We start from the raw sequence: 12,739 nt of genomic DNA, 5'->3' as shown, positions 1-12,739 counted from the left end.
GCGGGCCTGCCTCATCGTCTCGCCCTATCATGCGTGCTTGCGCGCCCATCGCTGGTTCTGCGTTTGCCCGCCATAACCATAGGCGTCGCCATCCACGGCGTGGACCAGCACATAGCTTGCTTCGTGCACGGGGCCAAGCAGCCTGTTCATCTCTTCATAAACGCGGCGCACCCATTCGGTCGTCTCGTCCTTTATGTTGGTGTGGTCGGTAATCGAGACCTCGACATAAAATGTTGCGACCTTCTGTTCGGCGACGCTCGATCCGGCAATGATCCAGTCAGCGGGATCGGCACTTTCGACGAGAACGGCGGTGACAGCGGGGTCTTTGTGCAGGATTTCAGCGGTCAGCCGGGACAGGAGCGCTGCGACTTCCAGTTTTGGATCTGCTGTATTCTGCGGTCTGGTGTAGCGGGCTTTGATCATGGGCATGGTGTTATCTCCTTGTTGCCGAAAACCACCTTGCGCAGATTTCATCATAATGAGAAGATAATGATTATTATTCCATTTATAGCGATTTCATATGATTGACCTTGAAAGCGTGCGCCTCTTCATTCTCTCCGTCGAACTGGGTAGCCTGACGAGGGCGGCCGAGGCTGCGGGGACCGTGCAGCCCGTCGTCAGCCAGAAACTGAAGATGCTGGAGCAGCGCCTCGGCAGACGGTTGATAGACCGCTCGCCACGCCACCTTCGGCTGACGGAGGACGGGCAGGTGTTTCTGCCCAAGGCGCGCGAGCTGCTGGCCAAACATGAGGACGCGCTGAACTTCAGTGACGAGCCGCCGCTGCATTTCGCGCTGGCGGCCAGTGATCACGCGATCGGGACCCGCCTCTCGGCCGCGATAAGAGCGATGCGCGCATCGCTGCCGGCGAATGCGGTCATCGACGTAACCCTGGGGTTTTCTCGCCAGGTGAAGGAAAGCTTCGCATCCGGCCTGGCCGATGCCGCCATCATCCGTCGCAATGGCGGCGGGTCCGACGGTGAAGTGCTGCGCACCGACAGGCTGGGATGGCGTGTGGCTCCGGACTTTCGGCCGCGCGCCAACAGCGCCGTTCCGCTGGTGTCTCTTGGGCCTGGATGTGGTGTCCGGGATATTGCAATATCCGAGCTTGGAAAGGCCGGCGTGGCCTGGCGCGATGCATTCACTGCCGGAAGCTGCTCGGTGCTTCTTGAAGGGGTGCTTGCCGGTGCAGGCGTCGCCGCCCTTGGCGACATCAGCGCCCGAGGCCTGCCTGATCGCGGCGCCGAACTCGGCCTGCCACCGTTGCCACCCTCGGACATCGTTCTTCTGTCTCGTGCGCGGACACCGTCTCACGCATCGGCCATCAGGGCTCTTGTCGCTGCGGTATCAGGCGCAGGTGAGTAGTGCCAAATGATATCAGGCACGAGGGGAAAATCGAAGATTTAAGGGTATTTTGAAGGGATTGGCTGGGGAACCTGGACTCGAACCAAGATTAACGGAGTCAGAGTCCGTCGTTCTACCATTGAACTATTCCCCAAAAGCCGGAAGCGCGTTGCCGCGTTCGCTTTGGTGGGTCGTCATATAGATGATTTATTGCGGCGCGCAAGTCGAAAAAATCGAAAAATGCGTTTTATCCCGCTTTTGCGTTCCCTCGCCGGGTCAGAGTCTCGCGCGGGTGGAGCGGGGGGTGGAGAGCAGCAGGCTGGTCTCGCTGCCGGTGATGCCGGGCACGAGGCGGATGCGGCGCAGCACGGCGTCGAAATCGCTGAGGGTGGCGGCATTCAGTTCCACGATCAGGTCCCAGCGGCCGTTGGTGGTATGGATTTCGGAGATTTCCGGAAAGCCGCCGAGGGTGCGGATGACGCGGTCCGTCACATGGCCTTCAATCTCGATCATCATGATACCGCGGATAGCGGCCTCCACGGCGTCGGCTCGCAGAATGACGGTGTAACCGATGATGGAACCGTCATTTTCCATTTTTTCGATGCGCGAGCGAACCGTCGCGCGCGAGGTTTCCGTCTCCACCGCCAGATCGGAAATGCTGCGTCGGCCATTATGGCGCAAAAGGGTGATGAGGCGTTCGTCGAGAGTGTCCATTATGCCATTTCGATAAAAGAATTTTACCAGAATGGTAGATCATTTCAATAATATTGCCAATATTTGATGTTCATTCTGCCATGTCTCCATGGTCTAGTGCAACGATCGGTTGGGAAAGCGAGGACGGGAATGGATATCAGGCTTGTTGGTGCGCCGTTGCAGATCGGGGCCGGGCAATTGGGTTGCGAGATGGGGCCAAGTGCCTATCGTGTCGCAGGGCTTGCCCATGCTCTCGAAGAACTGGCGCATCGGGTGGTCGATACCGGCAATGTGACGCCGGCGCCGCTCAGGGAGTTTTGCCATCCCAACCCGGCTGTACATCATCTCGCCGAAACCGTGGCCTGGACCGAAGCGCTGACGGAGGCTGCCTATCGCGAAAGCGCGGATGCCGTGCCGATCTTCCTCGGCGGCGATCATGCGATTTCGGCCGGAACCGTCGCCGGCATGGCGCGTCGGGTGGCTGAAACGGGCCGGCCGTTTTTCGTGCTCTGGCTGGATGCCCATACCGATTATCACACGCTGGAGACCACCCGCAGCGGCAATCTGCACGGCACACCGGTCGCTTATTTCAGCGGACGTGACGGCTTTTCCGGCTATTTCCCGCCGCTTTCCCATGCCGTTGCGGAAGAAAATATCGGCATGATCGGCATTCGCAGCGTCGATCCGGCCGAGAGGGCTGCGCTGGAAAAGAGCGGCATCACCGTTCACGACATGCGTTCGATAGACGAGCATGGGGTTGCCGTTCTGCTGCGCGAATTCCTGGCGCGGGTTCAGGCGGCAAACGGGCTTCTGCATGTCAGTCTCGATGTGGATTTTCTCGAACCGTCCATCGCGCCCGCTGTCGGCACAACGGTTCCGGGCGGCGCGACATTCCGCGAAGCGCATTTGGTGATGGAAATGCTGCATGATAGCGGGCTGGTCTGCAGTCTCGACCTGGTGGAGCTCAATCCGTTTCTCGATGAGCGTGGCAGGACGGCGACCCTGATGGTGGATCTCGCCACCAGCCTGATGGGCAAACGCGTCATGGACCGCCCGACGCGGGCCGGCTGAAAGGGGTGATGCGATGACCGTGATACCAAATCTCAATATCGTGCCTTTTGTCAGCGTCGATCACATGATGAAGCTGGTGCTCAAAGTGGGAATCGATACGTTCCTGCGTGAGCTGGCCGATGTGGTGGAAGAGGATTTCCGCCGCTGGCAAAGCTTCGACAAGACCCCGCGCATAGCCTCGCATTCGAAGGAGGGTGTCATCGAGCTGATGCCGACCAGCGACGGCACGCTTTACGGCTTCAAATATGTCAACGGCCACCCGAAGAACATGAAGGAGGGCCGCCAGACCGTGACGGCCTTCGGCGTGCTTTCCGACGTCGGCAACGGCTATCCGCTGCTATTGACCGAAATGACGATCCTGACGGCGCTGCGCACCGCCGCCACCTCCGCTGTTGCGGCGAAATATCTCGCCCGCCCAAATGCCCGCTCCATGGCCATCATCGGCAATGGTGCACAGAGCGAATTCCAGGCGCGCGCCTTCAAGGCCATTCTCGGCATCGATACGCTGCGGCTTTTCGATATCGACCCTTCCGCCAGTGAAAAATGCGCCCGCAATCTCGCCGGGCAGGGTTTTGCCATCGAGATTTGCGGCTCTGCCGAAGAGGCGGTCGAAGGGGCTGACGTCATCACCACGGTCACGGCTGACAAGCAATATGCGACGATCCTGACCGACAACATGGTCGGGCCCGGCATCCACATCAATGCCGTCGGCGGCGACTGCCCCGGCAAGACGGAACTGCACCGGGACATTCTGCTGCGATCGGATATCTTCGTCGAATATCCGCCGCAGACACGCATTGAAGGCGAAATCCAGCAATTGCCGGCGGATTATCCGGTCACCGAGCTCTGGCAGGTCATATCAGGTGAAAAGCAAGGGCGGGCAGGCGACAGGCAGATCACGCTGTTCGATAGCGTCGGTTTTGCGACGGAGGATTTTTCGGCGCTGCGTTACGTGCGCTCGAAACTGGCTGCCACCGGGCTTTATATCGAGCTTGACCTGTTGGCCGATCCGGATGAACCGCGCGATCTGTTCGGCATGTTACTGCGCTGTCAGGCGGCTCTCGTCCCAACCGGTGATCGCCAGCCGGCCTAATTGGCTTCCCGGCGGTTCCTTCGCGCAACCACATGCTCCCGCCAGATGGTGAAGAGGCCGGCGGCAATAACGATGGCTGCACCGATGAGCATATTGGACGTCACCACCTCGCCATAGATGGTGACGCCGATAATGGAGACGAGCACCAGCTGGTAATAGGAGAAGGGCTGCACGGAGGCTGCGTCCGCCAGTTCGAACGCCTTGATCAGGCAATAATGGCCGCTCATGCCGGTAATGCACAGCGCCAGCATCCATCCCCAATCCTGAGGGGCGAGGTTGGCCCAATAAAACGGGCCGACCAGCGTCAGCGCCGCTGCGCCGGCCACCCCGGTGTAGAAGAAGCTGGTCATGGCTGAATCGCTCTTGCTGCCGAGGCGTGTCAGGACACTGTAGAGCGCAAGCATGAAGGCGGCCACGAAGGTGATGATCAGCTTATTGTCAAAACCGTCGCCATCCGGCTTGAGGATGACGAGAACGCCGATGAAGCCAACGAAAATGGCGCACCAGCGCCGCCAGCCCACATGTTCTCCCAGCAAAGGCATGGACAGTGCCGCAACGATCAACGGTGCGGAGGCGAGGATGGAATGGCTATGCGCCAGCCCGACGACGGCGAAGGAGAAAATGGAAAAAACGATCTGCACGGCAAGCAGCACGCCGCGGCTGATCTGCAGCCAGGGACGGTTGGCCATGACGGCACCGCGAATGCCGCCGGCCGACCTTGCAGCCATCAACAAAACGAAGACGGCGAAAGCCCAGTATCGCAGCATGGCGACGAAGACGGGCGGATAGGCGCTGCCCAGATGTTTCGATATGCCATCCTGCGCCGCAAAGATCGTGAAGGCGACAAGCGCATAAAGAAAACCGGTCTTGGCTGATGGCATAAGAAAACCGCTATCCGACTGCCGCCGGCAAAAGAGTATTCGGGGTGAATGAGGTGGGTGTCGGCCATATGTTACGGCCGAACCTTGTCAGACAACCTTATTTTCCGAATAGCTGCCATGCAAGTCCGGACGCCGGCTTTTTAGAAGGGCAAATTGGAGTTGGTGGCCGATGCCGTGCGGGCAAGATGGGCGCGATGCTTACTTTTCGTCATGCCGGCCTTGAGCCGGTATCCAGTCAGTCCCCAAGTCTTTGGGCTGGAAAGGATTCTTCTCGCCGCGCGCGGGCCGCGTCGGCTGCATTCCGCTCCAAGACCGCAACCAAGGATGTTATGTCCCGCGAGATCCCCGCGGGACAAATCCAAGGTGACGATAGGCGCGGCTTCAGCCGATCTTCACGGCCGCCTTGGAAGCGGTGGACTTCAGCGCCGCATCGGCAAGTTTCAGCGCGATCAGGCCGTCCTTGATGGAAGGTGAAGGCGCGACATTGTTTTCGATGCTGTCGATGAAGGCGGCGATTTCCGCCGCATAGGCCGCCGTGTAACGCGTCATGAAGAAATCATGCAGCGGCGGGCGGGTATAACCGTCCGCATTGGCGATCTCGATGGAAACCGGACGCTGGTTTTCGGCCGCTGCCGAGCCTTCCGAACCATGCACCTCGATGCGCTGGTCGTAACCATAGGTCGCGCGGCGTGAATTCGAGATGATGGCCTGCCTGCCGCTTTTTGTCGTTAGGATGATGCTGGCGCTGTCGAAGTCGCCGAGCTTGCCGATCTCCGGATTGACGAGAACGGAGCCTGTGGCAAACACGCTTTCCACTTCCTCGCCGAGCAGGAAATGGGCCATGTCGAAATCATGAATGGTCATGTCGCGGAAAATACCGCCGGAAACCTTGATATAGTCGGCCGGCGGCGGGCCGGGATCGCGGCTGGTGATGGTGACCATCTCCACCTTGCCTATGCGGCCGTCTTCGATTGCCTTGTGAACGGCCTGGAAATGCGGATCGAAACGGCGGTTGAAGCCGAGCATCACCTTCGCGCCGGTCTCTTCCACCACCTTGGCGCAGGCTTCCGCGCGGGCGACATCGAGATCAACGGGCTTTTCGCAGAAAATCGCCTTGCCGGCGCGGGCGAAACGCTCGATCAGGTCGGCATGGGTGTTGGTCGGCGTGCAGATGATGACGGCATCGATCGTCTTGTCGGCCAGAACCTCGTCGATCGTGCTCACCTTGCACTGCGCCTCGCGGGCGATGGCTTCGGCAGCACCAGCCATGGCGTCGACAACGGCCACCAGCTTCGCACGGCTGTCGGTGGTGATCGCCTTGGCGTGGACCTTGCCGATCCGTCCAGCGCCGAGCAGTGCCAATTTCGTAACCATCTTTCCTCCGTTTTCTCACACCCGTCCCTCACTCCTGGAGAGACAGAATATGAATGCAAGTAGTGTTTCGATATGGAATATATGTTCTATTTTGCTAGATCGACATCGCAGATGTGTCAAGCGTTTTGACAGGGGGCGAGGGGCGGGAAGCAGGTCGAGAAAGCAAAATCCCCCGCCTTGCCAAAAGGCCTTGCGGGGGATTGCGGGACGAAGGGGTCTGGCGACCGGTTTAAGGGGCGATCGTGTCCGTCTCTGGCGGAAGCGCATAGACCTCGACCGGGGTTTCGAGGCCGCGCAGAAGCCAGGGGCCGAGATTTTCCAGCGCGTCGCGATTCCCGGCCATGCGGACGAATTCTTCGGAGAAAAGCACGTTGCGCCCGGTCTCCTTGGTCAGCGTTTCCAGCCGTGAGGCGATATTCACGGCGGGGCCGATGACGGTGAAATCGAGGCGGGTTTTCGAGCCGATATTGCCATACATGACATCACCGACATGCACGCCGATACCGTAACCCAGGGGATCATGGCCCTTCCGGCAATTGATTTCATTGAGCGCGACGAGGCTCTTGCGCGCGCTGACGATGGCTTTCAGCAGGTTTTCGCAGGCCTTGGGATCGCTGAGGGGGAAAATCGCCAGCAACCCATCGCCCATGAATTTCAGAATTTCACCGCCGGCTTCCTCGATGGGATCACACATGGCGTCGAAATAGCCGTTCAAAAGCTCGATGACATCGTCGCGCGGCCAGAGGTCGGAAATATGGGTGAAATTGCGCAGGTCGCAAATCAGGATCGCCGCACCCACCGTGATGCCGCTGCCGCGCGTCGTTGCGCCATTGAGGATTTTTTCACCCGCATGTGGACCCACATAGGTCTCGAGAAGGGTGCGGGTCATGCGGTTTTTCAGGCGAATCTCACTCACCAGCGCCAGGGCGGGCAGGAGGTTCTTCAGGGCGAGGACTTCCGCTTCCGTAAATCCGCCCGGCCGGTCGCTCGAAAAGGTGGCCACATGGCGCTTGCCGAAGGTGTGTTCGATCGGCCAGGCGCAATAATCCGTCAGCCCTTCGGCCCGCAACTCTTCATAGATGGAATAGCCCGGCTCGTCGATTTCTTCGCCGGTCAGCCGGTGGCGGACTTCGGTGGCGCCCTGGTGAATGTCGTTGATGGGGCTATTGAGATATTCGGGCGTATTTTCCGATCCATAGCCATAGGTGGCGATATCGGCGGTGGGCAGGCCGGCTTTCCACAGAATGCGCGCGCCGAGCCATTGCGGATGGCGAATGCGGAAAGCAAGCACGCCCCTTGCGACGGAAACTCCGCTCGCCCGCAGCCTGTCGCAAAGCTCCACGAATATCTCGTCGATAAAGCGTTCGTCCTTGGTGCCAGTGACGAGCCAGTCAAGGATTTCGGTCCTCTCCACAGGCCACAATTCATCCACTGCGGAAGAAACCCGTTCTTCGGTGTCAAGGCTTAGTGTCATGGCAGGATTCCGGAGGTTGTTGCCGCTCTCGCACGGGCGCAATCATGCCGACCATGGTCGCTCGTGAACCCCATGTGGTGCCGGATAACGAAAATGTTAAGAGAGCGCTGCGGAAAATGTTCCGGAAGAGATTTGTGGACGCAGGGCCAAGCGCGCCGCCCCGATGTTCCCGTGAACATCGTCCCCGGCGGCGCTTCAGAGTTTCAGTGACCGTTCGCGGCGGACGATCAGATAACGGTTTCGACAGGAATATGCAGGGCGGCGGCAACGCGGCGGATGCGCAGCGGATCGCTGTCGGTGCCTTCTTCCAGCGCGCGGATTTCGCTGGTGGTCAGGCCGCAGGTGACGGCAAGCTGTTCGACCGTATAGCCGGCAAGCGTGCGCGCCATCAGAACTTTTTTTGCAAAAGGAGCATCGGTTTCGTGATCGGAATCAGGTTGTGTAATTGAAATTGTCATTATTGCATCTCCCTCATGGTGGACACTTAAATGCGGGCGGCACAGAAAAGTTGCCGGGCCGAATGCGACCGCGTTGCCGGAGAAGAAATCGTGCTGCAACGCAGCGGGGAACATAGACGCTTCGCCCACCTACGCAATAGTTAAATTTTGTTAAGATTCGTGATCGCCGCATTGCCGCGGCGGTTTTCAAGAAAAGAGGCCTAAGATATCGCCGTTTTCGGGGCCTTTGCAGAGTGCGGTGACGGTTAAAGCATGCCCCAGGCGCGAAAACGGCCGCGACCCGTGACTTCCCGCAATTCCAGCTGCTTGGCGAGGCCGATTGCCCCCTGAGGCGTGGTGCCGAGTTCCTTGACGATCATCGCCGCCGACACGACCGGCCGGGAGACGACGAGCTCCACCAGTTCGGGCAGCCGCGAGGAGGAGCGCCGGCCGGTCAGTTTGCGCATCATGCGCTCCCTTGCGTGGCTCAGCCGGTCATGTTCCTTCAGGCTGGCCTGTGCCGCCTCGTAACAGCAGTCAAGCAGGGCAGAGAGGCGCTGTGTCTGGTTTCGCGCGTGCCGGCGTTCGCGCGGCACGGCGCGAAGACCGATGCTCAGTGCCGGCAGGTGATCTGGCGTGACAGTGCCTTCACGCAGGAAGGCGGCGGCCAGAAGCCGCCCGAGCCAGGGGCTGCGCTGCAGCACCTCGATGATGTTCCAGGCATCGAGCAGAATGGCGGTGCGAAGGATTGCCGGCAATTCCTGCGTGCGCGCATGCACGTCCCACCATTCTTTCAGCCGTTCATCCTCGTCCCAGTCGGGTTCGTTGATGATGTCATGGCTTTCCTCCCTGCGTATCGTCGGAAGCGCGTTGCCGGTGGTGATTGCATCAAGGGTCGCGGAGCTTCGCGCCAGCAGCGCATCCAGCTCCGAAAAGGCGCCATCCAGCGCTGTTTCTCCCACGGCGTCGTCATCTTCCTCAGGTGATCGATCCAAGGTTTCCCGTGATGGTGCGACGGTCTCCGCACCGGCAGGTGCGATCTTGCCCCTTAACCTCGCAAGGCCGGGCGCGGTGAAGGCCCAGCCGGCCGCATTGGAAAAGATCAGCCGTCTCGATCGTAGAATCCGGTGTGCCGCCGTCATTTCATGGCTGGGTGCCCGCACATCCATGTGGGCATCATGCAACACCAGATCTTCCATATGCACGAGTTCACCATCCACCCACATGGAGGAAATGGCATCGGTGAAATCCTGTCTTTCGATAAAGCCCTGTTTCATCGGCGAGCGGCTGATCCGCTCGTCCAGCCGCGCAAGCGCTTCGCCCGCACGGGCGGCGGCGATGAGGAGCTTTTCGATCTGGATGTCAGATATGTCGTAAATCATTGATATTTTTTAGTTTGAGCGTGGGCGGCTTACAAGACGGATCGGAATGGCGTGGCTTTATTTTTCCCGCTATCATGGTCTTCGTCTTGTTGTGCGGATCCCGTGTGGAGGACCGGGATCAGAAAGACAGGCACCAGCATCGCTTTTCCTGCCCTCTTGCTGCAATGCCGCATAAACTTGCGCATCGCAGCATGGCGGGTATATACCCCCACCCGAGAGCGACAAATCATCACACCTTCCGTTCGCCCTTCAATCTCCAGACGAAGATGAATTGGAGTTTACCTGTGAATATTATGGCAAATGGTCCCGCCACGGCGCCGGATCAGAAAACCCGTTTGAAATCGATTATCGGCGGCTCGGCGGGCAACCTCGTCGAATGGTACGACTGGTATGTGTATTCGGCCTTCACCCTTTATTTTGCGCCGGTCTTCTTTCCCTCCGGCAACCAGACCGCCGAATTGCTGAGCGCGGCCGCCGTCTTCGCCGTCGGCTTTCTGATGCGGCCCATCGGGGCCTGGTTCATGGGCACCTATGCCGACCGCAAGGGCCGCAAGGCGGGCCTCACACTCTCCGTTACCCTGATGTGTCTCGGTTCGTTTTTGATCGCGATCACGCCCGGCCATGAAACGATCGGCATTGCAGCACCTGCCATCCTGGTTTTCGCCCGCCTCCTGCAGGGCATCAGCGTCGGCGGTGAATATGGTGCCAGCGCAACCTATCTTAGCGAAATGGCCGGCAAGAGCCGCCGTGGCTTCTTCTCCAGTTTTCAGTATGTGACGCTGATTTCCGGCCAGCTTCTGGCGCTGGCGGTGCTTCTGGTGCTGCAGCGGGTCCTGACGCCGGAACAGCTCGGCTCCTGGGGCTGGCGCATTCCCTTCTTCATCGGCGGCATGCTGGCAATTGCGGTGTTTTATATCCGCCGAGGACTTGCCGAAACGCAATCCTTCGAAAACGCCAAGGCCGGTGAGGCGGACAAGCCGAAATCCAGCGGCTGGGCGCTGTTCAAACATTATCCGCGGGAAGCGATGATGGTCATGGCGCTGACGTCAGGCGGCACGCTCGCCTTTTACGCCTATACGACCTATCTGCAGAAATTCCTCGTCAACACCTCCGGCTTCAGCAAGGAAAGTGCCACGGAAATCACCACGGCGGCGCTGTTCGTCTTCATGTTGTGCCAGCCGCTTGCCGGCGCGCTGTCGGACAGGGTGGGCCGCAAGCCGTTGATGGTGGGCTTCGGCATTCTCGGAACGCTGTTTACCTATCTCATCTTCAGTACGCTGGCGACGACGACGGATCCGATCATGGCTTTCGTTCTGGTGCTGGTCGGGCTTTTGATCGTCACCGGTTACACCTCCATCAATGCGGTGGTGAAGGCGGAAATGTTCCCCGCCCATATCCGCGCGCTCGGCGTGGCTCTGCCCTATGCGCTGGCGAACACGATCTTCGGCGGAACGGCGGAATTCGTGGCCCTGAAGTTCAAGCAGATCGGACATGAAAACTGGTTCTTCTGGTATGTGACGATCATGATCGCACTGTCTCTGGTGGTCTATGTGAAGATGCGCGATACGCGTGATCATAGCCATATCCACGAGGATTGAGCCTCAGCCATACCGGCTCCAAGAAAGCCCCGTCTCCTGGCGGGGCTTTTGTTTTCAGGCCGTTTCGACCGGAAGGATCACGCGGGCTTCGAAGCCATCCTGCCGGCCGGAGACAGGAGAGGAAAGCACCAGCTCACCGCTTGCCTGTTCCACCAGGCTTTTGACGATGGCAAGGCCAAGCCCGGTGCCGTCAGCCGTGGTCTGTCCTCGGGTGAAACGTGTGGTCAGCTTGGGCAACAAGGCCGGGTCTATGACAGGCCCGGCATTGACGATGCGGATCGTGCCGTCCGTTTCGGCGATGACCTGCACCGGGCTTTCCGCCGGGCTGTGGATCAGCGCATTTTCAAGAAGATTGCGGATGATGATGCCGAAGGCATCCGCACCGATCCGGCAAGGCAGGCTGCCTTCGCAGCGATTGGTGAAGCGGATGCGGGATGTGCCGAGCACCGTTCTGCTCATGTCGTCAATGACGAGTTCAAGCACGGGGATCAGATCGCTTGTTTTATCGGTTACCCCGATCTTCGCTTCCGCCCGCGACATCTGAAGCAGTTTTTCAGCGAGATGAGCGAGATGCTGTAAGGATTTTTCGATATTCTCGACGCGGGGCGAGAGCTCCGGCGGAATATCGGCGCGTAGCCTCTGCGCTTGCGCCAGCGCGCCCGCAATCGGCGTGCGCAATTCATGGGCGCTGTTGGCGGTGAATTCCCGCTCGGCCTCGATCGTTGATCGCAGCCGCCCGAGCAGCAGGTTGACCGAACGGGCAATGGGGTGCAGTTCGGCCGGGAACGGCTGTGTCGCGAGCGGGGCGAGATTGCCGCCGTCTTTTTTGCCGATTTCGTCACGTAACGTTTGCACGGGCTGCAGGGCACGCCGCACGACGACGATGACGGCAATAATGCTGGCGGGAATGAGAATGAGCACAGGCAGCATCAGCGCGCTGCCTGCTTCTATGATTGCCTCGCGGCGATTGGCGAAGGCATCGGCCACCTGCAGGAAATAATTGCCGTCGGGCGAAGCCACCGTGAAGATGCGCTGCGACGACGTCTCGGAAAAACCGGGATCAAGCCCGACTTCGAAAGGCTCCGTCGAACTGTCATGCGAGTGCAGCACGACCTGGCCCTCCCGGTCGCGAACCTGATAGGTCAGATATTCCGACCCTTCCGCCGACTGGTTGAGTTTTTGTGCGGCCGGTGCGGTGTTGTTTTCACGCAGGTCGTCCAGAAGAAGCGGCAGCAGCCTTTCCGACGTTTCTTCAAGGCCGGCATCGAAAATCTCGGCAAATTCGTCCTGCATTGCCATGACGCCCAAAGCGCAGGCGAGTAGCCATGATATGGCGACAACGCTCGTCAGCGCCGTCACGAGTTTGCGGGTCATGCTGGTCGGTCTGGCCATCT

12 protein-coding genes and 1 tRNA gene are annotated in these 12,739 nt (G+C 59.6%); 4 read left to right on the top strand and 9 right to left on the bottom strand.

The genetic code is table 11. From position 1 onward, the window contains the following. Positions 1–27: 27 nt before the first annotated feature. Positions 28–429 carry a tautomerase family protein gene (locus NYR50_RS18335; RefSeq protein WP_174010974.1) on the bottom strand — a complete coding sequence of 134 codons (402 nt, stop codon included), beginning with the start codon at positions 427–429 and terminating at the stop codon, positions 28–30. A gap of 91 nt (positions 430–520) precedes the next feature. Between NYR50_RS18335 and NYR50_RS18330 the strand changes: the two genes are divergently transcribed. Next, a complete protein-coding gene (locus tag NYR50_RS18330; RefSeq protein ID WP_418137773.1) occupies positions 521–1,363 on the top strand; it encodes a LysR family transcriptional regulator in 843 nt (280 codons plus the stop codon). 59 nt (positions 1,364–1,422) lie between these two features. Here NYR50_RS18330 and NYR50_RS18325 read toward each other — a convergent pair. Then, positions 1,423–1,496, bottom strand: a tRNA-Gln gene (locus NYR50_RS18325). A gap of 122 nt (positions 1,497–1,618) precedes the next feature. Then, positions 1,619–2,056 carry an Lrp/AsnC family transcriptional regulator gene (locus NYR50_RS18320; protein ID WP_092772908.1) on the bottom strand — a complete coding sequence of 146 codons (438 nt, stop codon included), beginning with the start codon at positions 2,054–2,056 and terminating at the stop codon, positions 1,619–1,621. 129 nt (positions 2,057–2,185) lie between these two features. On the opposite strand from NYR50_RS18320, the gene rocF reads away from it, so the two are divergent. Further along, positions 2,186–3,106, top strand: a complete 921-nt coding sequence (gene rocF / locus NYR50_RS18315; protein WP_174010978.1) for an arginase — start codon at positions 2,186–2,188, stop codon at positions 3,104–3,106. Positions 3,107–3,119: 13 nt separating this feature from the next. Then, on the top strand, positions 3,120–4,199 hold the full coding sequence (locus NYR50_RS18310; protein ID WP_174010980.1) for an ornithine cyclodeaminase: 1,080 nt from the start codon (positions 3,120–3,122) through the stop codon (positions 4,197–4,199). On the opposite strand, the gene NYR50_RS18305 is transcribed toward NYR50_RS18310, so the two are convergent. The 5 genes from NYR50_RS18305 to NYR50_RS18285 all read right to left on the bottom strand — a co-directional run bounded on the left by NYR50_RS18305 (position 4,196) and on the right by NYR50_RS18285 (position 9,747). Beyond that, on the bottom strand, positions 4,196–5,080 hold the full coding sequence (locus NYR50_RS18305) for a DMT family transporter (RefSeq protein WP_174010982.1): 885 nt from the start codon (positions 5,078–5,080) through the stop codon (positions 4,196–4,198). The two genes, NYR50_RS18310 and NYR50_RS18305, sit on opposite strands and share 4 nt — an antisense overlap. Positions 5,081–5,461: 381 nt before the next feature. Beyond that, a complete protein-coding gene (iolG, locus tag NYR50_RS18300; RefSeq protein ID WP_174010984.1) occupies positions 5,462–6,454 on the bottom strand; it encodes an inositol 2-dehydrogenase in 993 nt (330 codons plus the stop codon). A 229-nt stretch (positions 6,455–6,683) separates the two neighbouring features. Next, positions 6,684–7,928, bottom strand: coding sequence for an adenylate/guanylate cyclase domain-containing protein (locus tag NYR50_RS18295; protein ID WP_174010986.1), 1,245 nt, complete (start codon positions 7,926–7,928; stop codon positions 6,684–6,686). A 227-nt stretch (positions 7,929–8,155) separates the two neighbouring features. After that, positions 8,156–8,386 (bottom strand): helix-turn-helix domain-containing protein, encoded by a 231-nt coding sequence (locus NYR50_RS18290; protein WP_174011256.1) that lies wholly within the window; start codon positions 8,384–8,386, stop codon positions 8,156–8,158. Positions 8,387–8,631: 245 nt separating this feature from the next. After that, positions 8,632–9,747, bottom strand: coding sequence for an RHE_PE00001 family protein (locus tag NYR50_RS18285; RefSeq protein ID WP_174010988.1), 1,116 nt, complete (start codon positions 9,745–9,747; stop codon positions 8,632–8,634). Between the two features lie 293 nt (positions 9,748–10,040). Between NYR50_RS18285 and NYR50_RS18280 the strand changes: the two genes are divergently transcribed. Continuing rightward, the gene (locus tag NYR50_RS18280) at positions 10,041–11,345 is read left to right on the top strand and encodes an MFS transporter (protein ID WP_418138271.1); all 1,305 of its coding nucleotides are present in this window, start codon (positions 10,041–10,043) and stop codon (positions 11,343–11,345) included. Positions 11,346–11,399: 54 nt separating this feature from the next. Here the strand turns inward: NYR50_RS18280 and NYR50_RS18275 are convergent, their stop codons facing one another. After that, on the bottom strand, positions 11,400–12,737 hold the full coding sequence (locus NYR50_RS18275; protein ID WP_174010990.1) for a sensor histidine kinase: 1,338 nt from the start codon (positions 12,735–12,737) through the stop codon (positions 11,400–11,402). Positions 12,738–12,739 lie beyond the last annotated feature (2 nt).

The organism is Agrobacterium sp. El2ro-1b (genome assembly GCF_048298475.1).
GTDB lineage: Bacteria > Pseudomonadota > Alphaproteobacteria > Rhizobiales > Rhizobiaceae > Agrobacterium > Agrobacterium fabrum.
Note: the sequence above shows the minus strand (reverse complement) of the source record. Positions and strands in the feature narration are given on the sequence as shown.

What these genes read in the sequence shown, in the direction of transcription:
- iolG (WP_174010984.1), bottom strand. Translation starts at nt 6,454, where the DNA reads ATGGTTACGAAATTGGCACTGCTCGGCGCTGGACGGATCGGCAAGGTC.
- NYR50_RS18335 (WP_174010974.1), bottom strand. Translation starts at nt 429, where the DNA reads ATGCCCATGATCAAAGCCCGCTACACCAGACCGCAGAATACAGCAGAT.
- NYR50_RS18280 (WP_418138271.1), top strand. Translation starts at nt 10,041, where the DNA reads ATGGCAAATGGTCCCGCCACGGCGCCGGATCAGAAAACCCGTTTGAAA.
- NYR50_RS18295 (WP_174010986.1), bottom strand. Translation starts at nt 7,928, where the DNA reads ATGACACTAAGCCTTGACACCGAAGAACGGGTTTCTTCCGCAGTGGAT.
- NYR50_RS18330 (WP_418137773.1), top strand. Translation starts at nt 521, where the DNA reads ATGATTGACCTTGAAAGCGTGCGCCTCTTCATTCTCTCCGTCGAACTG.
- NYR50_RS18290 (WP_174011256.1), bottom strand. Translation starts at nt 8,386, where the DNA reads ATGACAATTTCAATTACACAACCTGATTCCGATCACGAAACCGATGCT.
- NYR50_RS18310 (WP_174010980.1), top strand. Translation starts at nt 3,120, where the DNA reads ATGACCGTGATACCAAATCTCAATATCGTGCCTTTTGTCAGCGTCGAT.
- NYR50_RS18305 (WP_174010982.1), bottom strand. Translation starts at nt 5,080, where the DNA reads ATGCCATCAGCCAAGACCGGTTTTCTTTATGCGCTTGTCGCCTTCACG.
- NYR50_RS18275 (WP_174010990.1), bottom strand. Translation starts at nt 12,737, where the DNA reads ATGGCCAGACCGACCAGCATGACCCGCAAACTCGTGACGGCGCTGACG.
- NYR50_RS18285 (WP_174010988.1), bottom strand. Translation starts at nt 9,747, where the DNA reads ATGATTTACGACATATCTGACATCCAGATCGAAAAGCTCCTCATCGCC.
- NYR50_RS18320 (WP_092772908.1), bottom strand. Translation starts at nt 2,056, where the DNA reads ATGGACACTCTCGACGAACGCCTCATCACCCTTTTGCGCCATAATGGC.
- rocF (WP_174010978.1), top strand. Translation starts at nt 2,186, where the DNA reads ATGGATATCAGGCTTGTTGGTGCGCCGTTGCAGATCGGGGCCGGGCAA.